The sequence below is a fragment of the Streptomyces sp. DSM 118878 genome, assembly GCF_052936595.1.
In genome coordinates this window covers 7,747,189-7,770,993 of the sequence record NZ_CP193622.1, presented here as the reverse complement: position 1 = coordinate 7,770,993, position 23,805 = coordinate 7,747,189, and the positions used below count along the sequence as shown (strand labels likewise).

Annotated in this window: 21 protein-coding genes and 1 tRNA gene; 4 read left to right on the top strand and 18 right to left on the bottom strand. The window is 71.0% G+C overall.

The features are described 5' to 3' along the window. The first annotated feature begins 185 nt into the window (after window positions 1-185). A complete protein-coding gene (locus ACRAKF_RS33625) occupies window positions 186-821 on the top strand; it encodes an integrase core domain-containing protein (RefSeq protein ID WP_447041677.1) in 636 nt (211 codons plus the stop codon). After that, window positions 742-1,164 carry a type ISP restriction/modification enzyme gene (locus ACRAKF_RS33620; RefSeq protein WP_447042300.1) on the top strand — a complete coding sequence of 141 codons (423 nt, stop codon included), beginning with the start codon at window positions 742-744 and terminating at the stop codon, window positions 1,162-1,164. Before ACRAKF_RS33625 ends, ACRAKF_RS33620 begins: the two co-directional genes overlap by 80 nt. A gap of 1,059 nt (window positions 1,165-2,223) precedes the next feature. Here ACRAKF_RS33620 and ACRAKF_RS33615 read toward each other — a convergent pair. The 4 genes from ACRAKF_RS33615 to ACRAKF_RS33600 all read right to left on the bottom strand — a co-directional run bounded on the left by ACRAKF_RS33615 (window position 2,224) and on the right by ACRAKF_RS33600 (window position 5,389). Further along, a tRNA-Pro gene (locus ACRAKF_RS33615) sits at window positions 2,224-2,297 on the bottom strand. Between the two features lie 60 nt (window positions 2,298-2,357). Continuing rightward, entirely contained in the window at window positions 2,358-3,692 is a 1,335-nt protein-coding gene (locus ACRAKF_RS33610) for an MFS transporter (RefSeq protein ID WP_447041676.1), read from the bottom strand. Between the two features lie 109 nt (window positions 3,693-3,801). Continuing rightward, entirely contained in the window at window positions 3,802-4,182 is a 381-nt protein-coding gene (locus tag ACRAKF_RS33605; RefSeq protein ID WP_447041675.1) for an MmcQ/YjbR family DNA-binding protein, read from the bottom strand. Window positions 4,183-4,402: 220 nt separating this feature from the next. Then, the gene (locus ACRAKF_RS33600; protein WP_447041673.1) at window positions 4,403-5,389 is read right to left on the bottom strand and encodes an alpha/beta fold hydrolase; all 987 of its coding nucleotides are present in this window, start codon (window positions 5,387-5,389) and stop codon (window positions 4,403-4,405) included. Window positions 5,390-6,271: 882 nt separating this feature from the next. On the opposite strand from ACRAKF_RS33600, the gene ACRAKF_RS33595 reads away from it, so the two are divergent. Both ACRAKF_RS33595 and ACRAKF_RS33590 read left to right on the top strand, forming a co-directional pair. Further along, window positions 6,272-9,679 (top strand): ThuA domain-containing protein, encoded by a 3,408-nt coding sequence (locus ACRAKF_RS33595; protein ID WP_447041672.1) that lies wholly within the window; start codon window positions 6,272-6,274, stop codon window positions 9,677-9,679. After that, window positions 9,679-10,587 (top strand): sugar phosphate isomerase/epimerase family protein, encoded by a 909-nt coding sequence (locus ACRAKF_RS33590; protein ID WP_447041671.1) that lies wholly within the window; start codon window positions 9,679-9,681, stop codon window positions 10,585-10,587. Before ACRAKF_RS33595 ends, ACRAKF_RS33590 begins: the two co-directional genes overlap by 1 nt. Here the strand turns inward: ACRAKF_RS33590 and ACRAKF_RS33585 are convergent. The 14 genes from ACRAKF_RS33585 to ACRAKF_RS33520 form a co-directional block, all read right to left on the bottom strand. After that, window positions 10,581-11,114, bottom strand: a complete 534-nt coding sequence (locus tag ACRAKF_RS33585; RefSeq protein WP_447042299.1) for an N-acetyltransferase family protein — start codon at window positions 11,112-11,114, stop codon at window positions 10,581-10,583. The genes ACRAKF_RS33590 and ACRAKF_RS33585 overlap by 7 nt on opposite strands. A gap of 101 nt (window positions 11,115-11,215) precedes the next feature. After that, window positions 11,216-11,794 (bottom strand): helix-turn-helix domain-containing protein, encoded by a 579-nt coding sequence (locus ACRAKF_RS33580; protein WP_447041669.1) that lies wholly within the window; start codon window positions 11,792-11,794, stop codon window positions 11,216-11,218. 88 nt (window positions 11,795-11,882) lie between these two features. Then, window positions 11,883-12,671: an ABC transporter ATP-binding protein gene (locus ACRAKF_RS33575; protein WP_447042297.1), complete on the bottom strand. Its 789-nt coding sequence runs from the start codon at window positions 12,669-12,671 to the stop codon at window positions 11,883-11,885. A gap of 101 nt (window positions 12,672-12,772) precedes the next feature. Further along, entirely contained in the window at window positions 12,773-13,813 is a 1,041-nt protein-coding gene (locus ACRAKF_RS33570; protein WP_447041667.1) for an ABC transporter substrate-binding protein, read from the bottom strand. A gap of 53 nt (window positions 13,814-13,866) precedes the next feature. After that, entirely contained in the window at window positions 13,867-14,727 is an 861-nt protein-coding gene (locus tag ACRAKF_RS33565; protein WP_447042296.1) for an ABC transporter permease, read from the bottom strand. A gap of 185 nt (window positions 14,728-14,912) precedes the next feature. Continuing rightward, on the bottom strand, window positions 14,913-15,812 hold the full coding sequence (locus tag ACRAKF_RS33560) for a LysR family transcriptional regulator (protein ID WP_447041666.1): 900 nt from the start codon (window positions 15,810-15,812) through the stop codon (window positions 14,913-14,915). A gap of 82 nt (window positions 15,813-15,894) precedes the next feature. Then, entirely contained in the window at window positions 15,895-17,091 is a 1,197-nt protein-coding gene (locus ACRAKF_RS33555; protein ID WP_447041664.1) for a glycine C-acetyltransferase, read from the bottom strand. Window positions 17,092-17,183: 92 nt separating this feature from the next. Beyond that, window positions 17,184-18,212, bottom strand: a complete 1,029-nt coding sequence (gene tdh / locus ACRAKF_RS33550) for an L-threonine 3-dehydrogenase (RefSeq protein WP_447042295.1) — start codon at window positions 18,210-18,212, stop codon at window positions 17,184-17,186. 123 nt (window positions 18,213-18,335) lie between these two features. Beyond that, window positions 18,336-19,520 carry a Gfo/Idh/MocA family protein gene (locus ACRAKF_RS33545; protein ID WP_447041662.1) on the bottom strand — a complete coding sequence of 395 codons (1,185 nt, stop codon included), beginning with the start codon at window positions 19,518-19,520 and terminating at the stop codon, window positions 18,336-18,338. A gap of 161 nt (window positions 19,521-19,681) precedes the next feature. Beyond that, window positions 19,682-20,221 (bottom strand): GAF domain-containing protein, encoded by a 540-nt coding sequence (locus ACRAKF_RS33540; protein ID WP_447041661.1) that lies wholly within the window; start codon window positions 20,219-20,221, stop codon window positions 19,682-19,684. Next, window positions 20,218-20,811 carry a GTP-binding protein gene (locus tag ACRAKF_RS33535; RefSeq protein WP_447041659.1) on the bottom strand — a complete coding sequence of 198 codons (594 nt, stop codon included), beginning with the start codon at window positions 20,809-20,811 and terminating at the stop codon, window positions 20,218-20,220. Before ACRAKF_RS33535 ends, ACRAKF_RS33540 begins: the two co-directional genes overlap by 4 nt. After that, on the bottom strand, window positions 20,789-21,160 hold the full coding sequence (locus ACRAKF_RS33530) for a DUF742 domain-containing protein (RefSeq protein ID WP_447041658.1): 372 nt from the start codon (window positions 21,158-21,160) through the stop codon (window positions 20,789-20,791). Before ACRAKF_RS33530 ends, ACRAKF_RS33535 begins: the two co-directional genes overlap by 23 nt. Before the next feature lie 2 nt (window positions 21,161-21,162). Next, window positions 21,163-21,600, bottom strand: coding sequence for a roadblock/LC7 domain-containing protein (locus ACRAKF_RS33525; RefSeq protein WP_447041656.1), 438 nt, complete (start codon window positions 21,598-21,600; stop codon window positions 21,163-21,165). 101 nt (window positions 21,601-21,701) lie between these two features. Next, window positions 21,702-23,504 (bottom strand): ATP-binding protein, encoded by a 1,803-nt coding sequence (locus ACRAKF_RS33520; protein WP_447041655.1) that lies wholly within the window; start codon window positions 23,502-23,504, stop codon window positions 21,702-21,704. Between the last annotated feature and the right edge of the window lie 301 nt (window positions 23,505-23,805).

Genomic DNA, 23,805 nt, shown 5'->3' with positions numbered 1-23,805 from the left:
GGGAAGACCGGGCATTCCTTGCCGCTCTGTGACACCACTCCCCCGTCAGGTTCTGCGCCGACTACGGCTACAGGTCCGGCCCGACACCGCGCTGCGCTGGCACCGCGACCTGAATCAAACGGCGCCACGCCCACACGTGCCGACCGAAGAAGCCCGGACGGCCGCCCACAGTCCGCTCAATCCGCGTGCTGATCCTGCGCCTGGTCCGGGAGAACCCGTCCTGGGGCTACCGCCGAGTGCACGGCGAACTCGTCACCCTCGGCATCCAGATCGCCGCCTCCACCCTCTGGGACATCCTCACGTCCGAGGGCATCGACCCCGCGCCCGACCGAGCCGCCACCACCTGGGCCAACTTCCTGCGCTCCCAGGCCGATGCCCACATGGCCTGCGACTTCATTGAGACTGTCACCCTGACCGGGCAGCGTCAGTACCTCCTCGCCGTCATCGAACACGCCACCCGCCACATCCGGATCCTCGGCACCACCGCACACCCCACCGCGGCCTGGGTCAGCCAAGCCGCCCGCAACGTGGCCATGGACCTGACGGTCGCCCAAGCCACCCACGCGTACCTGATCCGGGACCGGGACGCGAAGTACCCAGCCCCCTTCGACGAAACCCTGTGCAACGCAGGCATCCAAGTCGTGCGCACCGGCATACGGATCCCGCGCATGAACGCCATCATGGAACACTGGGTCCAGACCTGCCGCCACGAACTCCTGGACCGCACCCTCGCCTGCGGGCATAGCTGGCCACAGCGGCTACACCCGCCGCTTCGCGGAGCATCTGGCGAGCCGTGGCACCCGAATCCCAATAACACGTGACCCCGCCCTGTGGGCGGAGGTAGTCGAGGCCGGTCGGCGTACGGTGTGGCCCCACACGTACGGGCAGCGCTTCGCGTCGGCACAGCACGGCCGACCCGCCGGACAAACGCCACGACTCACTGCAGCGGAACAACCCGTCTGCACCATCGCCATCGGCGAGGAAGCCAAGGGAGTGCCCGAGAGTATTTCCTACGACACAGAGACCCGAACCCTCAAGGTTGGAGCCGACTCTATCGGTCCTGTCGCGCCCGAGGTCTGGGACTACCGAATCGGCGGCGTACAGGTGATCCGAAAATGGTTCAGCTTCCGAAAGCGCAAACCTGACATCGAGCCGCACCTCTGAATGACATTTTGCCCTCAACGTGGCCTACACGATGGTCCGTTGACCTACTAGATCTCATCAATGCACTCGCCCTACTGATTGCGCTCGAACCCGAACAGGCCCGGCTCCTGGACGCCGTCAGCTCAGGCCCGACAGTCACCACGGAGGATCTCCGGGACCACGGCGTCCTGCCGGTCCCGCCCTACGCGGCGAAAGAGCCAAAGGCCCCGCGAACACCCCGCCCCGCTCCAGGGACCGTCCAAGACACCTTTGACTTCCCAAGCTGAGACGGCAGACGACTACGTCGAATCCGGCAAGCCAGTCACCCTGCTGAGCAGCAGGCCAGCCCTGAACGACTGGGCAGCCCGGCGTGTCCAGCGAGGCGGCGTCCAGAGCGGAACAGCAGCTCGGGCCTGGGATGATCAGTCGCGCTACGCCAGCCAGGCATTCTTGTCCTCATCACCAGGCAACCTCAGTAGCGGGAACGGCGGCGGCCTGCCTGACGCCACGCGTCGAAACAGTTTGTACGCCCCAGTGTGACCAGCATCATCCTTACGACCCTCCGGGACAGCACACCGGCCAAGCCTGGCCCACACTCCTCCAGCTCCAGCCCTCTACGGTCGACCCCTTCGAGCGCCAGCGGACGCACGTGAAGGGGGCGCCCTGTACGCCCGAATCTCCGAGCCCGTACTGCAGGTCTCAATACCGCGTCCTACAGACACGAACAGCCACTTACGTTGAGACAAGGGGACCCACGGGAGCAGCCGCCCCTCAACCGACGCCCCTTCGACCTGCACCACACCTCGCCACCGCGTTCAACCACTGGATGACCTGTGCAACAAGGCAGGGCGTACGCACAGACAAGGGGTCGGTGAAAACCGTCAAGGGGTCGAGTGGGAGCACGGCCCCATGACGAGTATTCGGACAAGGGGGCGAACGGCGCGGCCCCTTGTCTCGAACATCAGACCGGGCAGCGGAGACGCTCCCTGGGAGCGCTGGGAGCCGCTCCCCGCTCCCAGAATTGCTCCCAAACACGAAGTAGGGGCCATCCGAAGATGGCCCCTACCTGCGACGTTTCCGTCGGGACGACAGGATTTGAACCTGCGACCCCTTGACCCCCAGTCAAGTGCGCTACCAAGCTGCGCCACGTCCCGGTGCCCGTCTGACCTGGGGTTTCCCCCTGGCTGAACGCGCACGGAAACAATACCGCACTCCTACTGGTGATCGCTCACCCCTTTCGGGGCGGAGGCGCTCGGGCGCCCGGCCGGGCCTCGCCCCGCGCCGTCGCCGGAGGCCGCCGGGGGGCCGGCCCGGGCGTCGACTCTGACCAGGCCGCGTATCGCCGGCACCGAGAGCAGTGCCAGGCAGACCACGACCGTCATCGCGCCGCCCGTGATCAGTACCGCCTCCGCGCCGAAGGCGCTCGCGGCGGGGCCCGCCAGCGCCTGGCCCACCGGGAGCATCGCGAGCGAGCCCGCGACGTCGTACGCGTGGATCCGGTTCAGGACGTCCGGGGGCACCTGGGTCTGGACGCTCGTGGCCCACATCACACCCCAGAACGACGCTCCCGCGCCCGCGACGGCCGCGCCCACCGCCATCAGCGGGACGTCGACCTGAGCACCCACGGCCGTCGGGAACGCGCAGTACGCGACCAGCGCGAAGCTTCCGGCGCGGAGCATGCGGCGGGGACGCAGCCGCAGGGCGATCAGGCCGCCGACCACGGTGCCCGCGCCGAGGGCGGAGTTCACCAGGCCGTAGGCGCCGGACCCGTGCTCCTGTACGACCAGGGTGGCCACGAGCGGCACGGTCGGGCCGATGGTCGTGATCATCAGCGCGCTGTAGACCGCGATGACGCCCCACAGCCAGGTGCGGGCCCGGAACTCCCGCCAGCCCTGGACCAGGTCCGCCCGGAAACCCTCGCTGTGCGGCTGCGAGCCCGGGCGCGCGGGCGGGAGGCGGAGCAGGACGAGGCACAGGGCGCTCAACCCGTACGTGGCCGCGTGCGCGGCGAAGACCGCGCCGGGTGAGGCCAGGCCGACCAGGACGCCGGCCACGGCCGGTCCCGCCAAGGACGCGGTCGACTCGGCCACGCGTATCGCTCCGTTGGCCTTCTGCACGTCGGCGGCGAGGCGCGGGACCGTACTGGCGACGCCCGGCTGGAACAGCGCCGCCGCCGCGCCGTTGACCGCGCCGATCGCGCAGATCTGCCACAGGACGACGTGTCCGGTGAAGAAGAAGACCGCCGCGAGGGACTGGGCGCCGAGGCGGACCAGGTCGGCGCCGATCATGAGCAGCCGCGTGCTGAACCGGTCGGCGAAGACCCCGCCGAAGATCACGAGCCCCGCGAAACAGACGGTGGTCGCGGCCATGGCGAGGCCGACCGCCCCGGCGCCGTGCCCGTGCCGCAGCAGCCCCGCCGCGAGGGCGACGGGCAGCATGGTGTCCCCGAGCTTGGCCACGGCCCGCGCCCCGAAGAAGAGTCCGAAGTCCCGGCTCCAGATGCCGGCACCCCCGCCCCGCGCCCCGGTCTCTGACGGCACGCCCGCCACCTTTCCTCTGTGGTCGTGACGGGATCATGCCATGCGGCGCGGACAGCGTTTTCTCTATGTTTTTCCGTGGACCTCTACGTGTCTGTCCACATGGATGTCCACTCGACATTTATTCCGTGGGCGGGGCACCCAACTCCGGGTGCTCGTCCAGGAGTCGCTGTGGCGCCGCCTGGCGCCAGGAGTCCGACAGGATGTCCGTCAGCTCCTCCGCGTCCAGCTCCGCCAACCTCACCCTCACCCACGCCGAGCCCGCCTCGTGGGCCGCGACCCAGAACTTCTTCGGCTCGGCGAGGACCAGCTCGTCGCGCTCCACCTTCGGGCAGCGCACCGCGATGGACGTCTCGTCGTCAGGAACCGTCACGAACATCTTTCCGGACACGCGGAACGTGGGCATGCCCCACGCGATCTTCTCCACCGTGTCGGGCAGGGCGAGGGTGATACGGCGCACGTCATCGGAGGTGACGCGGGCCCGGGATCTGGCTTTCGGCATGGCAGGAACGTTAGCCAACGCCACTGACAGCGCCCGCCACTGACACCGCCCGACGACCACGGGCGGGCACGCCCGAAGCCAGCGGGTCAGCCCGTCAGCGGGCCGCGCCCGGAGCCAGGGGGCCACGTCCGAAGACAGGGGGCCACGTCCGAAGCCAGGGGGCCAGCGGGCCTCACCCGCGCTTCCCCCCTCACCGCCCCCCCCTCTCGCCCGCACTCCCTCACAGCACCCGCTCGTCCAGCCACACCCTCAAGTCCTCCTGGACCTCGTCCCGGTTGGTCTCGTTCAGGATCTCGTGGCGCGCGTCCCGGTAGCCCTTCCACGTCAGGTCCTCCACACCCACGTACCGGAAGTCCTCCAGGAGTTCGTGGACCAGCGTCATCCCCTGGTTGCACGGGTCCTGCTCCCCCACCGCCACGTGGACCGGCAGATCGGCAGGCACGCGCGCGAGGCTGCGCGGATCGTTGATCTTGCGCACGGCACGCACCCAGTCGAGGGACAGCCCCGCCGAGAAGGCGAACCCGCAGCGCTCGTCGGCAACGTACGCGTCGACCTCGCCCTCGTCGCGCGAGAGCCACTCGAAGCCCGTGCGGTGCGGATACGGGTCGTTGAACGAGGCGAAGAGATCGGGGACGTACGAGGAGAGCGCGGCGCGCCCGCCCTCGGCGATCTCCCCCTCCAGGCGCTCGATCGCCCCCTGCGTATCGGCGCCGGGCAGCGAGCGGAACGTACCGGAGAGGATCAGGCCCGCGAGGCCGTCCGCGTACTCCTGGGCGTAGTCCCGCGCGAGCATCGAGCCGAGGCTGTGCCCGAGGAGGAAGAACGGAAGCCCGGGGTGCAGGGTGCGCACTTGGTCGCCGATGGCCTTGAGGTCGTCGACGATCGCCCGCCAGCTGTCGGCGTCGTCCGCGCCCCCGCCCTTGGAGGTCACTCCGTAGCCGCCGGTGGCCTGCGCGGTGGCGCCGTGGCCCCGGTGGTCGGAGGCGACGACGCCGTAGCCGTGCGCGGTCAGGTGCCGGGCGAAGCGGTCGTAGCGCAGGGCGTGTTCGGCGGCTCCGTGCGCGATCTGCACGTAGGCGCGCGGCCTGCCGTCGGCGGGCAGCCAGGTGTACGTGGCGACGGGCACGCCGTCCGCCGCGTTGAGCAGCCCCGCGGTGTACGTGGCGGAGGTGGTGGTGGGCGTCGCGTCGTCGGCTCGGTCGGGCATCGCAGCGGGCTCCCTCTTACGGCGGTGTGCGGCTGTCGTGCGGCGTCACGTGGATTTCGTGCGGCGCCACGTGGGTGTACGGCTGTCGTGGGCTGTCGTGCGGCGTCGTGTGGATTTCGTGCGGCGCCACGTGGGTGTACGGCTGTCGTGGGCTGTTGTGGGCTTGTCGGGCGGCGTCGTGTGTTTTGGGCGGCGCCACGTGCTGTCGTGCGGCGCCGCGTGCGTATGGCGGCTGTCCTTCGGGCGCCACGCGGGTGTCGTGCGGCGCCACGCGGGTGTCCTGCGGCGCCACGTGCGTATGGCGGCTGTCGTACGGCGTCTAGGTTCTCGCCAGGCCCCGGCCGGTTCCCCTCCGTTCCAGCCTCCCCCACGTCCGCCCCACCATGCGGACCACTCGCCGGGCGGGGCCGAACTCACCACGGAACAGATATCACCCCACCCCACCCCACCCCACCCCACTCATCGCCGATCCGTCGCCCACCGCCTCCCGCCGCCTCCCATCGCCTCCCGCCACCTCTCACCGCCTCCCGCCTTCCCCCTCACCTCCACCCCTCCCGACCCATTGACCCCCCGCGGGCCCGGAACCTACCCTGAACCCCGCTCCATGAAAGCGCTTTCTAGCGATACACCGCAGCGCACACGCAACTCAACGCACACCCGGCGACCGGCAGCCGTCCCATCAGCCAAGCCAGCCCAGGGAGCGCCATGAGTTCCACGGCCAGCAACAGCGCAGCGCCAGGCGGCGCACCACCCCGCGGTGGGCCACCCCGCGGTGGGCCAGCCCACAGTGGGACACCCCACGGTGGACGCGGCGGACCGACAGCACGGCGGCGGAGCGCGCCGAGGCCCGTACTCGTTCTGATCGCCCTGCTCGCCCTCGTCATGGGCCTCGGTCTCGCCGATCCGCCGCGTGCCGAGGCCGCGCCCGCCTTCCGTGTCCTGGTGTTCTCCAAGGTCACGAACTTCGCCCACGACTCGATCCCGGCGGGCATCGCGGCGGTCGAGAAGCTCGGCGCCGAGCACGGCTTCGAGGTCGAGGCGACCGACGACGCCTCGGCGTTCACCGACGTCAACCTCGCGCGCTTTCAGGCGATCGTCTTCAACAACACCAACTCGACGCCGGAGAAGGGCGATCTGCTCGACGCCGGCCAGCGCGCGGCCTTCCAGAAGTACGTGCGCGCGGGCGGCGGCTACGTCGGGCTGCACGCGGCGTCGGCGAGCGAGCGTGACTGGGACTGGTACGAGGGACTGGTCGGCGCGATCTTCGACAAGCATCCGGAAGTGCAGACGGGGCGGGTCAAGGTGCTCGACCACGCCCACCCGTCCACCAAGGCGCTCCCGGAGCTCTGGGAACGCACCGAGGAGTGGTACAACTGGCGCGCCAACCCCACGGGGAAGGTGCACACCCTTGCCCAGGTGAAGGTGCGGGACGGGGTCTCGGGGCTGGACGAGGGCGTCGACCAGCCCTGGTCCTGGTGCCAGAACTACGACGGCGGCCGGTCCTGGTACACCGCGGGCGGCCACGCCAAGGCGGCCTTCCAGGAGGAGGGTTTCCTCGGGCATCTCCTCGGCGGCATCCAGTGGGCCGCGGGCGACAAGCCGGGTGACTGCACCGCCACGAAGACCGGCAGCTTCCAGCGGACGCCGCTGGCCACCGCGGACCTGGCCGACCCCTTCGAGCTGGCGGTCGCGCCGGACCGCCGGGTCTTCTTCGTCCAGCGCACCGGCAAGCTGAAGATCATCGACCAGGAGACGCTCAAGGTCTCCACCGCGCTCGATCTCGCGTACACACCGGAGATGACGAGCCAGTCGGACGGGCTGCTCGGGCTGGCGCTCGACCCGGATTTCCGGGACAACCACTGGCTCTATCTGCTCCACTCCGACAAGACGGAGAACCGCATCAACCTCTCCCGCTTCACCGAGACGGGCGGAAAGGTCGACGCGGCGTCGGAGAAGCGGCTGCTGACCATTCCGACGCTGCGCGGCGAGGGCCGGGCCAATTCCCACATGGCGGGTTCGATCGCCTTCGACAAGAAGGGTGAGCTGTATATCGCCACGGGTGACAACACCGATCCGTTCGCCTCGGACGGGTTCACGCCGATCGACGAGCGCGAGGGCCGCCGGGCCTGGGACGCGCAGGGCACTTCCGGCAATACGAATGATCTGCGCGGAAAGATTCTCCGGATCACTCCGAAGGACGATGGGACCTATGCGGTGCCCGAGGGGAATCTCTTCCCGGCCGGCACCGGCAAGACGCGCCCCGAGGTCTACGCGATGGGGCTGCGCAATCCCTTCCGCATCACCACGGACCCGCGCAGCGGTGCGCTTTTGGTGGCCGACTACGGCCCCGACGCCAGGCAGGCGGTCGCCGACCGGGGCCCTGAGGGGACGGTCGAGTTCGACCGGATCACCGAGGCGGGGAACTACGGCTGGCCCTACTGCATCGGCGACAACACCCCGTTCAACGACTACGACTTCGCGACGAAGACCTCGAAGGGGAAATTCGACTGCGCGAAGATCGTGAACGACTCGCCCAACAACACGGGTCTGCGTGAGCTGCCGCCCGCGAAGCCCGCGAACGTCTGGTACGCCTACTCCGAGTCGAAGGACTTCCCCGAACTCGGCGCGGGCGGCGGCGGCCCGATGAGCGGCCCCGTCTACGACTACGACGCCGACAATCCGTACAAGACCAAGTTTCCCGAGTACTTCGAGGGAAAGTGGTTCAACTACGAGCTGACCCGGCAGTGGTTCAAGACGTTCTCGATCCAGGAGAAGGACCAGACGTTCACCGATCCGCGGTTCGAGACCGCCAAGGCCGGTGATCTTCAGTCCATCAACTCCGTCTTCTCCGACATGAAGTGGAACCAGCCTTTCGACGCCGATTTCGGGCCCGACGGGGCGCTGTACGTCATCGACTTCGGCCTCGGCAGCGGCACAGGCCGCGGCGGCAGCAACGAAGGCTCCGGCATCTACCGCATCGACTACGTGGCTGACGGACGCCTTCCCGACGCCCGGATCTCGGCCACCGCGGACAGCGGACGCGCGCCGCTGACCGTCGAGTTCTCCAGCGAGGGCTCCGGTCTCCCTGACGACAAGCCGGTCACGTACGCGTGGGACTTCGACGGGAACGGCACGACCGACTCCACCGAGGCCCACCCGACCCACACCTACACCGAGGAAGGGCAGTTCACGGCCCGCCTGAAGGTGACGGGGCCCGGCGGCCTCGACGGCCTGGCCGTGCGGGAGATCACCGTCGGCAACACCCGGCCGACAGTCACGATCCAGAAGCCGCCGAACGGCGGAATGTTCGCCTTCGGCGACACCATCCCGTTCACCGTCGAGGTCAAGGACCGCGAGGACGGGCGGATCGACTGCGACCGGGTCGTCGTGCAGTCCCAGCTCGGGCACGACTCGCATCTGCACCCGCTGGACAACTACACGGGCTGCGCGGGCGAGATCGTGACGGACGCCGGCGACAGCCACGGGCCGGGCCAGAACCTGTACTACGGCATCACCGCCCAGTACGAGGACAAGGGCGCCGGTGACGTGCCCGCGCTGACCGGGTCCGCCTCGCTGACCCTGCGCACCTCCTTCCGCGAGGCCGAGCACCGCACTGCCACGGGCGGCGCGCACGGCGGCGTGGACACCGGGGCCAGGGCGGACGCGTCGGGCGGCAAGCGGCTCATCGAGATCGAGGACAAGGACTGGGTCTCCTTCGACCCCGTCCATCTGAAGGGCGTCGACTCGGTGACGGTGGGTGCCTCCTCCGGCGGTCTCGGCGGCGACGTCGAGTTCCGGGCCGGGTCACCCACGGGCAAGCTGCTCGGCAAGGTGACCGTGCCGAACACCGGCGGCTGGTCCCACTTCGTCTCGCCGACCACGCGGCTCGCCGAGCACGACGGCACGATGAAGCTGTACGCGGTCTTCACCAACCCCGAGTGGGCGGCGGGGAAGCCGGACCTCCTGTCGGTGGACTGGCTGCGCTTCAACGGCCCCGGGGTCGAGAAGCGGTCCGGCGCGAAGGTCGGAGTCACGGCGGCCCCGGCGAGCGGCGCTCCTCCCCTGGCCGTCGACCTCACCGGCACGGTGAAGCTGCCCGCGGGGCGCACCGCCGCCTCCTACCACTGGGACTACGGCGACAACTCCCCACCGGCCGGTGGCACCGAGGGCCCGGCCGCGAAGCACACGTACGCGCGCGCGGGGACGTACACCGCCCATCTGACGGTGACCGACGACAAGGGCGACACGACGACCGGCGCGGTCCGCCTCACGGCGAAGGAGGGACAGTGATGAGCCCGGACAGTTCTGCGAGTTCTGCGAGGGCTTACGGGGGTACGCGGCGTGCCTTTCTCCGTACGTCCATCGGTACGTCGGTGGGGCTCGCGGCGGCCGTCGGCGGCGCGCTGCCCGCGTGGGCCGGTGGGGACCAGGGCAAGCGCCGGCGCATTCCGCGCGGCGGCATCGGCATGCACCTGTACACGATGCGCGACGCGCTCGCGCGGGACTTCGCGGGCACGCTGGAACAGCTCGCGGAGATCGGGTACGCGACGGTGGGCGTCAGCGGACGGCACGGGTACGACGCCGTCGCGATCCGGCGGATGCTGGACGCGGTGGGCCTGCGGGCGGTCCTTGAGCACGTCGCGTATCCCACCCTCACCGGCCCCGACCTGCCACGGGCGCTCGACGACCTGCACACCCTGGGCGCCGCGTGGCCCGTGGTGCCGAGCCTGCCGGGGGCCATGCACACCCCGGACGGCTTCCGGGAGGCGGCGCGGCAGTTCAACCGCATCGGCCGCGCCTCGCGCGAGGCGGGGCTCGGTCCTGTGCTGTTCCACAACCACGGCTCGGACCATGTGGTGGTGGACGGCCGGAGCCTGTACGACATCCTCCTGGCGGAGACCGATCCGCATCTGGTCGCCTTCGAACTGGACGTGTACTGGGCGGCGAAGGGCGGCGGCACCGGGCCCGGGACGTACTTCCGGTGCCATCCGCGCCGCTTCCCCGCGCTGCACGTGAAGGACATGGCGGCCGACGGCGGGTTCGCCGACGTCGGTTCGGGGACGCTCGACTTCGCCGCGATGTTCGCCCACGCGCGCGTGGGCGGCGTCCGGCAGTGGCTGGTCGAGCACGACTCCCCGGCCGATCCGTTCGCGACGGCGCGGAACAGTTACGCCTATCTGGCGGCGCTGCGCTACTGAGCCGTCGCTCCGGACCGTGCGGCGAGCCGCTTGTAGAAGAGCGTCGTCGCACGGAGGACCCCGGCCGGGTCGGTCGCGTAGTCGGGGATCGACCCAGCCGACGTCCATCCGGCCCTGCCGTAGAGCGTCTCCGCGGGGCTGCCGGTCTCGGTGTCCAGGACGAGCAGGGTCACGCCCGCGTCGGCCGCGGCCGCTTCGGCGGTGGCCAGGAGCGCGCGGGCGAGGCCCTGCCCGCGCGCGGACGGGTGGACCATCAGCTTGGTGACGTCGGCCCGGTGGCGGCCGTTGGGCTTGTCGGTGAAGGCAACGCCGACGGTTCCCATGACCCGTCCGGCGTCGAGCGCGGCCCATACCGCGAGGTCGCCCGCCTCGACCGCACCGGCGAGCCCACGCCACCAGTCGGCCGCGGTGGCGCCGTCCAGATCCGCGAGGAAGCCGAGCGAGGCGCCGCCCCGCACGGTCTCGACGAGCAGCTCCGCGAGACCGTCCGCGTGACCGAGAAGCCCCGCGACGTCCAAACGCGTGATATCGGTCCCAGCGGCGACCGGCCGCGTGATGCCGGTCCCGGCGGCAGTCGGCCGCGTGATGCCCGTCCCGCCGCCGGCCGGACTCGTAGCGTCGGTCGCCGTCACGGTTTCACGACCACCAGCGCGTACCGCACGGCCTCTTCACCTAGGCAGCGGAAGCGCGACGCGCCCCACACCCGGTAGCGCAGGCAGTCGCCGGTGCGCAGGGCGTGTGGCTCGCCCTGGACCGTGACCTCCAGGGCGCCTTCGAGCACCCAGATGTGCTGCTCCAGGCCGGGCACGGGCGGCCGGTCGTACGCGATGTCGGCGCCCGGCTGAAGCCGGCCCTCGACCAGCTCGCCGCGCATCCCGAGGTGCGGCGGCGAGACCGACCAGCGCATGAAGCCGGCTTCGTCGTCCGTCCAGACCGCTTGGTCGACGGCGCGCACGAGGTGCGCGGGCTCCGCCTCCACCTCGCTCAGGAGCTGCGACATGGTGCGCTGGTAGACGGCGCAGAGTCGGTTGAGGAGGGCCGCGGTGGGGCTGATCTCCGCGCGCTCGGCGCGGGACAGGGTGGAGCGGCTGATCCCGCTGAGCTCGGACAACTCGCCCAGGGACCAGCCGTGTTCGGCCCGCAGCTCCGCCAGCCGGGCGGCGAGGCGCGCGTCGGCTCCTTCATGTTCGCTGGAGAGTGCGTCCATATTCGGCACGCTATCCCGTATCTGGGATGTCGACAAGGGTGATCCACCTCTCGGCGGACCTCCGGCCCCTCCGTCGCGCGGACCGCGTTCAGTCGTGTGCCGAGACCGCTCCAAGCAGCTCCCTGATCCGTCCCGTCGCCGCGCGGAACTCGGGCGACGCGAGGGTGGCCGCGTAGTCGCGCTCGGCGGGCAGGCCGACGTCGACGGTCTCGGTGATGGTGCCGGGGCGCGGGCTCATCACCACGACGCGGTCCGCGAGGTAGGCGGCCTCGGCGATCGAGTGCGTCACCAGGATCACCGTGGTGCCGGTCTCCCGCCAGATGCGGTTCAGCTCGACGTTCATCTGCTCGCGCGTGAGCGCGTCGAGGGCGCCGAACGGCTCGTCCATGAGCAGGACGGGCGGCTCGTGCAGCAACGCCCGGCAGAGCGCCACGCGCTGCTGCATGCCGCCGGACAGCTCGTGCGGATAGGCGTCCTCGAAGCCGTCGAGTCCGGTCATGCGGATCAGCTCGTCGGCACGCGCGCGTGCCCGCTCCCCCGGGATCTTCCGCATCTCCGCCTGGAGGAGGATGTTGCGCCGTGCCGAGCGCCAGTCGAGCAGGGCGGCACGCTGGAAGACGTATCCGATGTCGCGCCGGGGGCCGCGCACCCGTTCGCCGCCGAGGAGCACCTCGCCCGACGACGGCGCGAGCAGCCCCGCGACCAGCTTGAGGAGCGTGGACTTGCCGCAGCCCGAGGGGCCGACGATCGCCACGAACTCGCCCGCGGGGATGTCGAGCGAGACCTCGCTCAACGCGGTGACGTCCTGCTTCTTCGTGCGGAAGCGGACACCGGCCTCGTCCACCCGTACGGCGGGCACGGCCGCCGAGGTGAACATGGCCCCCTTCCGCAGCACCGCCCCCTCCCGCAGCACCGCCCCGCCCTTGAGCGCCCCGCCCTTGAGCGCCCTGCCCTTGAGCGCCGCGTCCTCAGGCATGCTCACCCCTTGCTCCCTTCACTCCCCGCGGCCTTGGCCGAATCCCAATACTCGGCCACGGGCCTGGGGTTCTTGACCATGCCCGCCTTCGAGAAGACCTCGATGGTCTGCTTCCAGTCCGCCTCCGTGTTGACGCCGGGCGCCTTTCCCTCGGTGGCTTCGGTGTGCAGCAGGGTGAGCGTCGTCCTGAACTGCTCGGCCAGCACGGCCTTGGGCGGCAGTTGCTCGGAGGCGCCCTCCATGGCGGCCACCGCGGGCCCCGGGTTCTTCTCCGCCGCCGCCCACGCCTCGCTCACCGCGGCGGCCATCCGTTTCGCCAGGTCGCCCCTGCCCTGGAGGATCTTGCCGCCCGCGATGAGGCCGTTGGAGTAGAAGTTCAGGCCGTGCTCGGAGAAGCGCAGGTACGACACGTCCTTCTTGGCCTTGTTCCGCATGGTCGGCCCCTGGTCGCTCGCGTAGCCGAGCAGGGCGTCCGTCCTGCCGGAGATCACCGCGGCGATCTTGCCCGCCGGGTCGGTGTTCTGGATCTCGACGTCGGAGGCGTCCATGCCGTTCTTCTGGAGGAAGATCGGGAAGGTCTTGGTGAGCGCGTCACCGGCCGTGCCCGCGATCGTCCTGCCCTTCAGGTCGTCCGGCGATTCGACGCCCTCGGACGTGAAGGACTGCACGGACGCCGGGGTGGTCTGGAGGAACACCCCGAGGCTCTTGACCTTCACCCCCTGCTCGACGCCGGCGAGCACGGCCGGGGTGTCGGCCCACCCGAAGTCGGTCTGCCCGGCGGCGGTGGCCTGCACGGTCTTCTGCGAGCCCTGGCCCGCCCTGATCTCCAGGTCGATGCCGTGCTTCTCGAAGACCTTCCGCTTCTCGCCGTAGTAGAACGGCGCGTGCTCGCCGTAGGGGTACCAGTTGAGCGTCAGCGTCACCTTGTCCAGCTTCTCGCCGGAGTCGCTGACGCTCGTCTTCTCGTCGCCGCCACAGGCCGTGGCGGCCGTCGCGACGAGCGCCAGGGGGACGAGGCCGGTGAGGAGTCTGCGCGCGTGCATGGGACGGCCCTTCTCGCGTACGGCGGGACATGGCTGGGCGGTGGTGGCGGGGTTCAGTACGTGGCGGCCGGGTCCCTGCGCCCCGCGTGCCAGGGAAGCAGCAGCTTCTCGGCGATCTCGACGAGCACGAAGAGCACCACGCCGATCAGGGACATCACGAGCAGCCCCGCGAAGAGCATGGGGGTGTCGAGGTTGCCGTTGGCCTGGAGGATGACGTAGCCGAGGCCTTCGTCGGCACCGACGAACTCCCCGACGACCGCGCCGGTGACGGCGAGCGTGACGGCCACCTTGAGGCCGGAGAAGAGATGCGGCAGCGACGCCGGGAAGCGGATCTTGAGGAAGGTCTGCCAGGGCCTCGCACCCATGGTCGCGGAGAGCTGGAGCATCTCGGGGTCCACGGCCTTGAGCCCGGTCACCATGGAGATCACGACGGGGAAGAAGGCGATCAGGACGGCGATGAGGATCTTCGGCGTCACCCCGAAGCCGAGCCAGACCACGAACAGCGGGGCGATGGCGATCTTCGGCACGACCTGGGCGAAGAGGAGGACGGGGTAGAGGGTCTTCTCGACCGTCGCCGAGGCGACCATGAGGACGGCGGCGACGATGCCGACGGCGACCGCGACGACGAACCCGATGAGAGTCTCGTACGTGGTGACCCAGCTGTGCTGCCAGAGGTAGCCGGGCTTGTCGAGGATGACGTCCAGGGTCGCGCCGGGCGAGGGCACGAGATAGGCCTCGACCATCTCGGTGGCGGCGATCAGCCACCAGACGCCGAAGCAGACGAGCAGGAGCGCCAGCGGGCGCCAGCTCTTCTCGGCGAGGTCGGCCGTGCGCTTCCCGAGGCTCGGGCGTTGCCGCAGAGCGACCCCGGCCGTCTGCACGGGAGTTGGCGTGGACAGTGCGCTCTTCACGATGAACTCCCCTGATGTTCCGTGCCATTCGAAGAGAGCGGTGCGGAGTGCCGGGAAATCGCCACGGTCAGAAAGCGCTTTCTGACAGCTTGTCGGTCACGCTAATGACTGGCCGAGCACAGGGTCAAGGGGCCGGACCTGAGTTTCGTGGGGCGCCAGAGGTCCAGGGCGGGTCCGGCGACAGGCTCTCAGTCCGCCGCCTCGCCCAGCGCCGCGAGGACCGGGCGGATCAGCGGATGCCCCTCCGCCCCGCACCGCACGGCCGCGAACACCCGGCGCGTCGGGGCGGCGCCGTCGACGGGGCGCACCACGGCCCCGGAGACGTCCATGCCGCGCAGCGCCGAACGCGGTACGAGGGCGACGCCCGCGCCGGCCGAGGCGAGGGCCACCACCGCACGGAAGTCGTCGGACCAGTGTTCGAGCAGGGGCTGGAAGCCCGCCTGCTCACAGGCGAGGACCACGACGTCGTGGCAGGGGTTCCCGGCGAACGGGCCGATCCAGGCGTCCTTGGCCAGCTCCGCGAGCGGCACGCGCTCCGCGTCGGCGAGCCGGTGGCCGAGCGGCAGCACCGCGTCGAAGGGCTCGGCGTAGAGGGGCACGCGGGTCAGCCGGGGGTCGTCGGCACCGGGCGCACCCCGGTACTCCACGGCCACCGCCACGTCGACCTGCCGGTCGAGGACCATCGGCAGGCTCGCGTCCCCCTCGGCGTCCTGCACCCGCAGTCTGATCCCGGGCGCGGACGTGGCGAGGCGGGCCAGGGCCGGGCCGACGACCAGGGCTATGCCGGTGGCGAAGGAGGCGACGGTCACCGTCCCCGCCTCGCCGGAGCTGTACGCGGCGAGTTCGGCCTCGGCGCGTTCGAGCTGGGCCAGGACCGCGTTGGTGTGCGTCAGCAGGATCTCGCCGGCGGACGTCAGGCGCACACCTCGGGCGGAGCGTTCGACCAGGCGGTGCCCCGTCTCCTGCTCCAGCGCCGTGAGCTGCTGGGACACCGCTGACGGCGTGAGGTACAGCGCGGCGGCAGCGGCCGTGACCGTGCGGTGGTCGGCCACCGCCCGGAGAATGTGCAGCCGCCGCGCTTCAATCATGCGAACAATTGTCCCTCACCCCGGGCGGTGCCCACCCCGGGCCGCGCCCCTCAGAGATGCAGGGCCTCAGGGCCTCGGCGCCTCAGACCAGCTCGGCGCGCGCCGCGACGAACGCGTCGACGGCCCGGTTCACGTCCTCCGTGGAGTGCGCGGCCGAGAGCTGCACGCGGATGCGGGCCGCGCCCTGCGGCACCACGGGGTACGAGAAGCCGATCACGTAGACGCCGCGCTCCAGGAGAAGCTCGGCCATGCGGCCCGCGACGGACGCGTCGCCGATCATGACGGGGGCGATGGCGTGGTCGCCGGGGAGGATGTCGAAGCCCTCCTCGGTCATCCGCGAGCGGAACAGCGCGGTGTTCGCGGCGAGCCGCTCACGCAGGTCGCCCGCCGACTCCAGGAGGTCCAGGACCTTCAGCGAGGCCGCGGCGATCACCGGGGCGAGCGTGTTGGAGAAGAGGTACGGGCGCGAGCGCTGGCGCAGCAGGGCGACGATCTCGGCGCGGGCCGCGACGTAGCCGCCGGAGGCGCCGCCGAGCGCCTTGCCCAACGTACCGGTGATGATGTCGACGCGGTCCATGACGCCGTGCAGCTCGGGGGTGCCGCGGCCGCCGGGGCCGACGAAGCCGACGGCGTGCGAGTCGTCGACCATGACCATGGCGTCGTAACGGTCGGCGAGGTCGCAGATCTCGCCCAGCGGGGCGACGTAGCCGTCCATGGAGAAGACGCCGTCGGTGACGATCAGCTTCCGGCGGGCGCCGCCGTCGGAGGCCTCCTTGAGCTGCTGCTCCAGGTCCGCGAGGTCGCGGTTGGCGTAGCGGAAGCGGCGGGCCTTGCACAGGCGGATGCCGTCGATGATCGACGCGTGGTTGAGCGCGTCGGAGATCACCGCGTCCTCCGGGCCGAGCAGCGTCTCGAAGACACCGCCGTTGGCGTCGAAGCAGGAGGAGTAGAGGATCGTGTCCTCCTGGCCGAGGAAGGCGGAGAGCCGCGCCTCCAGCTCCTTGTGCACCTCCTGCGTGCCGCAGATGAAGCGGACGGAGGCCATGCCGTAGCCCCAGCGGTCCAGGGCGTCGTGGGCGGCGGCGACGACCTCGGGGTGGTCGGCCAGGCCGAGGTAGTTGTTGGCGCAGAAGTTGAGGACCTCGCCGGGGCGGCCTCCGGAGGTGACGGCGACCGTGGCGGACTGCGGGGTGCCGATGACGCGCTCGGGCTTGTGCAGGCCCGCGGCGCGGATCTCGTCGAGGGTGGCCTGGAGGTCTTCGCGTATGGAGTCGAACATGCGTGAATCCTTAGGGATCAGGAATCGGACCGGGTCGAGCCGGGGTGAGCCAGGGTCGAGCCGGGGTGGGACCGTGGCGGGACCGTGGCGGGTCAGGAGGTCCAGTCGAGGATGACCTTGCCGCCGCGGCCGCTCGCCGCGTCGTCGAAGGCCGCCTCGAAGTCGCGGTGGCCGTAACGGCCCGTGATCACGGGGGCCAGGTCGAGGCCGCCTTCGAGCAGGACGGACATCGCGTACCAGGTCTCGAACATCTCGCGGCCGTAGATGCCCTTGATCGTGATCATCGAGGTGACGATCCTGGCCCAGTCGACGGCGAACTCCTCGGCCGGCAGACCGAGCATGGCTATCTTGCCGCCGTGGGTCATGTTGGCGACCATGTCGCGCATCGCGCGCGGGTTGCCGGACATCTCCAGGCCGACGTCGAAGCCCTCGCGCAGGCCCAGCGTGCGCTGGCCTTCGGCGATCGTCGAGTCCGCCACGTTCAGGGCGAGGCTGACGCCGACCTTGCGGGCCAGTTCGAGGCGCTCCTCGCTGACGTCGGTGACCACGACGTTGCGGGCACCGGCGTGCCGCGCCACGGCGGCCGCCATGAGGCCGATCGGGCCCGCCCCGGTGATCAGCACGTCCTCGCCGACCAGCGGGAAGGACAGCGCGGTGTGCACGGCGTTGCCGAACGGGTCGAAGATCGCGGCCACGTCGAGGTCCACTGGGCTCCGGTGCACCCACACGTTCGCCGCGGGCAGCGCGACGTACTCGGCGAAGGCGCCGTCACGCCCGACGCCGAGGCCGACCGTGGCGCGGCACAGGTGACGCCGCCCGGCCAGGCAGTTGCGGCACTTGCCGCAGACCAGGTGGCCCTCGCCGCTGACCCGGTCGCCCGCCGAGACGTCGGCGACGTCACGGCCCACCTCGACGACCTCGCCGACGAACTCGTGCCCGACCACCAGCGGCGCGCTGATCGTCTGCTGCGCCCAGCCGTCCCAGGCCCGGATGTGCAGATCGGTCCCGCAGATACCGGTGCGGAGCACCTTGATGAGGACGTCCCCGTGGCCGATGACCGGCTCCGGTACGTCCATCAGCCGGAGACCCGGTTCCGCTTTCTCCTTGACCAGCGCCTTCAACGCAACGGCTCCTGTCATACGTCGCTTCTTCCCCCGACGTCACAGGAATCTTCCCTACGGCGGCGCCCCGGTCCATCGAGACTTTCTTAAGCGCCGCCGCAGCTTTCCTTCAGACCTTGCCGGTCAGCGGACCTGCCCACCCTCGAAATAGGCGATCAGGGCGGGGTCCAGCCCCGGCACCTCGCGCGGCGTGCCGCCGTCCCGCAGCGACTGCGTCGCCCGCACACCGGCCGCGACCGCCATGCGCGCCGCGACGGGCGAGGTGTCGGTGAGCCCTCCCTCGCGGGCGAAGCGGACGAACTCGTCGATCAGCAGCGGGTCGGCGCCGCCGTGCCCGCCGTCGTCCTCGGCGTCGGGCACCGGGTACGTGGCGTCCGCCTCGCCCCGGTAGCCGGAGCGGCGGGAGTTCCACACCTTGACCTCCGCGCCGGGCCCGTCGCCGAAGTTCTCCAGGCGGCCCGCGTCGCCGATCACGGTGTAGTTGCGCCAGTAGTCGGGGGTGAAGTGGCACTGCTGGTAGGCGGCGAGGACGCCGTTGTCCAGGCGCATGTTGACCAGGGAGACGTCCTCGACGTCGATGACCGGGTTGAGGCCGCGCTGGGTGTGCGGCGGCCAGTGACCGTCCTCCGTGTACCAGTCGTCGGTCTTCGGCTCGCCCGGCGCGCGGCGGTGCGTGTTGTCCCCGTAGACCATCAGGTCACCCAGGGCCTGGACGTGCCGTGCGTAGCCGTTCGCGAGCCAGTGCAGTACGTCGATGTCGTGGGCGGCCTTCTGCAGCAGCAGACCGGTGGTGTACTGCCGCTCGGCGTGCCAGTCCTTGAAGTACCAGTCGCCGCCGTAGCCCACGAAGTGGCGCACCCACACCGTCTTGACCCGGCCGATCTCGCCGCGCTCGATGATGTCGCGCATCAGCCGGACCACGGGCATGTGGCGCATGTTGTGCCCGACGTACAGCCGCGTGCCCGTCTCGTACGCCGTCCGCAGGATCTCGTCGCACGCCTCGATGCCGATTTCCAGGGGCTTCTCGACGAAGACGGGCTTGCCCTCGCGCAGCGCCTCGCGGGCCAGTTCCGCGTGGGTGTGGTCGGGGGTGAGGACCACGATCGCGTCGACGTCCGGGTCCTCCACCACCTTGCGGTGGTCGCTCGATATCAGCGCGCCGGGGAAGGCGACCGCCGCCTCGGCGCGGGCGGTGGCGTCGTGCTCGGCCAGCGCGGTGACGCGCGAGCCGGCTCCCGGCCGGTGGGCGGTGCGGGCGAGCGAGCCGCGCAGTCCGTAGCCGAGAACGCCGAGACGGAGGTCGGTCATGGAACTTCCTTCGCTTGTGCCGGTGTCGCCGTGAGCTTGATCCTTGTGTATCCGGCGGTGACCGCCCATGTCGAGGTGCCGGAAGCCCTAGGGATGCACGGGCACGTGGGCGAGGCCGACCGGTCCGGTGCCGGTGTTCTGACCCGGCCGTCGGGCCGGGGTCAGATCCCGCCGTCCTCCCTCCGGTGGATCTGTCCGACCAGCTCCGCGGCCATCGTCTTGATGGTGTCGAGGCCCGCCCTGCCCCAGCGGCGCGGCTCGACGTCGACGACGCAGACGGTGCCGAGCGCCAGCCCCGTACGGTCGACGAGGGGCGCGCCGAGGTAGGAGCGGATGCCGATCTCGTCGACCACGGGGTTGCCCGCGAAGCGCGGGAAGTCGCGGACGTCCTCCAGGACGAGGGCCTTGCGGCGCACCACCACGTGCGGGCAGTAGCCGTGGTCGCGGGCCATGTAGCGGCCCAGCGAGCCGGCCGGCCGCCCGTCGGCGGTGTGCAGGCCCGCGAAGAACTGCCGCTCCTCGTCGATGAAGTTGACCATCGCGTACGGCGCCGCGGTCAGCTCGGCGAGCCGGCCCGCGAAGGCGTCGAGGGCGGGATCGGTCCGTTCCCCGATGTCCAGTTCCCGCAGTCTGCGCACGCGCGCGGGAGCCTCCTTGTCGACGGGGGTGAGCAGCAGGCGCCCGGTCGGGTCGTGCATCACGTATGGGCTCCGTAGCTCGGTGCCGGGGCGTGGGCGAGAAGGTGTTTGACGAGCGTGAGGAGCGTCTGGATGCCGGAGCTGGAGATCCGCGCGTCGCAGCGCACCACCGGCACCCGGGGGTCCAGATCGAGCGCGGAGCGCACCTCCTCGGGTTCGTAGCGGTGGGCGCCGTCGAATTCGTTGATGGCGACGATGAAGCCCATGCCGCGCTGTTCGAAGAAGTCCACGGCGGCGAAGCAGTCCTCCAGGCGGCGGGTGTCGGCGAGCACCACCGCGCCGAGCGCGCCTTCGGAGAGCTCGTCCCACATGAACCAGAACCGTTCCTGGCCCGGGGTGCCGAAGAGATACAGCACGTGTTCGGGGTCGAGCGTGATCCGTCCGAAGTCCATGGCGACGGTCGTCGTCGTCTTGTTCTCCACACCGGACAGGTCGTCGGTGCCTTCGCTGACCGTGGTGAGCAGCTCCTCGGTGCTCAGCGGGGCGATCTCGCTGACCGCGCCCACGAATGTGGTCTTGCCGACCCCGAATCCCCCTGCGACCAAGATCTTCAGCGCGGTGGGGAAGGGGTCAGAGCTGTCGTCGTAATCCATCGAGCACTGCCTCCAACAGGGAACGGTCAGTGGGGTTGTGGTAGAAGTCCGGGGCCTTCGTGGTGAGGGCCCCGCAGTCGAGGAGATCGCTGAGGATCACTTTGGTGACGACCGCGGGCAGCTTCAGCTGGGCCGCGATCTCGGCGACGGAGGTGGGTGCCTCGCACTGGCCGAGGGCCGCGGAATGCTCTGGTCCGAGGTAGCCGAGGGGGGTCGCCCCGGTGGCCATGACCTGGGAGAGCAGGTCGAGTTGGGTGGTCGGTCTTGTCCGTCCGTTGCTGACGGTGTAGGGGCGGACGAGGCGTCCCGCCGCGTCGTCGAGCCAGGGCCCGTCATGCGGGGCCGCCATGGTCAGTGCCTCATCGGCGCGGGTTCGCCGACCGGCTGCCGGGGCGCGGTGATCAGGTACGGGCGCACGCTCTTGACCAGCATCGCCATCTCGTAGCCGAGGACGGCCGCGTCGGCGTCTCTGCCCGCCAGCACGGCGAGGCAGGTGCCGGAGCCCGCGGTGGAGACGAACAGGAGCGTGGAGTCCAGTTCCACGACGACCTGCCGGACGTCGCCGCCGTCGCCGAAGCGGATGCCCGCGCTGCGCCCGAGCGAGTAGAGGCCCGAGGCGAGGGCGGCCATGTGGTCGGCGCTGTCGGTGTCGAGGCCGTGCACCGACTTCACGAGACCGTCGGAGGAGAGCAGGACGGCGCTGTGGGTGTGCGGCACACGCTGCACGAGGCCGCTCATCAGCCAGTCGAGATCGGATACATGGCCGCCGGTCGGCGCATCGCTCGCCATGGTGGATCGACTCCTTGGGGTACGGACGTACGGAGGTCTGCCGGGGGCAGAGGTGGGTGGAGGCAGAGGTGACAGGGCATCGGGCGTGAGGTGCTGGTCGGTCAGCCGCCTTGTCCGTTCCCGTCGGGCGGGAGGCCGGCCTCGTACTCCCGCCGGGTGGGGTCGCGCGCGTCCTGCGCCTGGGCGAGACCGATGCCGCGCTGGAACGCGGCCATGAGGCCCGGGTCGTGGCCGGCGACGTCGCTGTCGGGACGCGGCACCGGGGAGTCGCGCAGCTGGGGCGCGATGTGCTCCTGCGCACGCCGCTTGGGCAGTTGAGGCCTGCCGACCCGCCCGTGCACGGCGCCGTTCAGCGGTGTGGGGGGCATGCCCGCGTGCTGGGCCGCCGCCTGCCGGTCCTCGGGGCGGATGCCGGGCACGGCTTCGGCGGGCGTGGGCCGCTCCTGCCGGGCGCCGCGCACGGGCAGGGGCGCGGGCGCCTCGCCCCGCGGCTGGAACGGTACGGGCACCACGCCTTGGCGGGGCTGCCCGGCGGGGCCGGGGGCGGCAGAGTGCGCGGCCGGGGTGCCGTTCGGGGCCGGGGTGCCATGCGGGGCCGGGGTGCCATCGGGGGCTGCCCCCAGCGCCGCCGCCTCGGCGGCCTCGGTGGCCTCGGTGGCCTCGGTGGCCGGGCGTCGCTTGGCCGGGGTCGCGCCCTGTTCCTCGCCGAGGAGTTCCTGCGGCACGATCACCACGGCCTGGACGCCGCCGTAGATGTTGGTCTGGAGCCGGACGGCCACGCCGTGCCTGCGGGCCAGCGCGGAGACCACGAAGAGCCCGATGCGGCCGTCCTGCAACAGGCTCGCCACGTTCACCTGGTCTGGGTCGGCGAGCAGGCGGTTCATCTTGTTCTGCTCGGTGAGCGGCATGCCCAGCCCCCGGTCCTCGACCTCCACGGCGAGGCCCGCCGTCACGAGGCCGGCGCGCAGCAGGACCTGGGTGTGCGGGGCGGAGAACACCGTGGCGTTCTCGACGAGTTCGGCGAGCAGGTGGATGACGTCGGCGACGGCGTGCCCGCGCAGGGTGCCGTCGATGGGCGGCACCAGCTTGACGCGGGAGTACTGCTCGACCTCGGCGATGGCCGAGCGCAGCACCTCGGTCGTCGGGACGGGGTGGCTCCACTGGCGGCGCGATACGGCGCCGCCGAGCACGGCGAGGTTCTCGGCGTGCCTGCGGATGCGGGTGGCGAGGTGGTCGACGTGGAAGAGGCCCTTGAGCAGCTCGGGGTCCTCGACGTCGTGCTCCAACTCGTCGAGCAGCGAGATCTCGCGGTGCACGAGCGACTGAAGGCGCCGCGCGAGGTTCACGAAGACCTCGACCTTCTGTTCGCTGCCCGCGTGGCTCGAAAGCTGGGAGGCCTGCACCACGGCGGTGACCGCGACGTCCTGCGCGCGGCTCAGCTCGTCGGCGAGCAGGTCGAACTCGTCGCCGCCGGTACGGTTCCTCGGCGGCGTGCCGCGCGCGGGCGGCGGCTCGCCCCTGCGCAGCCTCTCGACGACTTCCCGCAGCTCGCTCTGGCTCTGCGCGGTGGCACGGCGCAGTGCGCCGACCCGGTTCCGTACGGCCTTCGCGGCACGGTCGGCGGCCACGGCGGCGACCGCGATGCCGCTGAGCCCGACGAGAGCCGCGGCGGCGAGTACGGCGACCAGGACGGGTCCGGGGGCGGTTCCCGCCGAGCGCAGCGTGAACAGCACGGCCGCGCAGGCGCTGAGGCCCACGGCCACGGCGGGCAGCACCGCGATCCGCAGGAGCTGAGGCCGTATGTGGGCCTCGGGGAGTGCGGCGGCGGTCCGGCTGCCGGGTTTGCCGTGCCGCCCACCCTCACGGCGGTCTGCGCGGGTGGCCGGTGCGCGTAGGTGCGACATCTGCGTCCTCGGTACGTTGCGACGGGGGTTCGGCGGGCGGCCCGACTCCTCTGGTGCGGCATGTTCGCGGCAGCGCCGTGCCGGCCGGCAGGTCCGCGAGGCCATCCCCGCCCCGTGATCCCTGCGTCGCCCGACGGCCACACACGGTAGTCGGCACGGCGGCCGGTGCGGTGGGCACTTGGCAAAGACAGCGGGGCAGCGTCCCGCTCTGGTATGACGCCTCGCACAGGGGTCCGAAGCCGAAGCCGGAGACAGAAACAGAGCAGAGACAGAAACAGAAAAGCGCTGCCCGCTCCCGGAG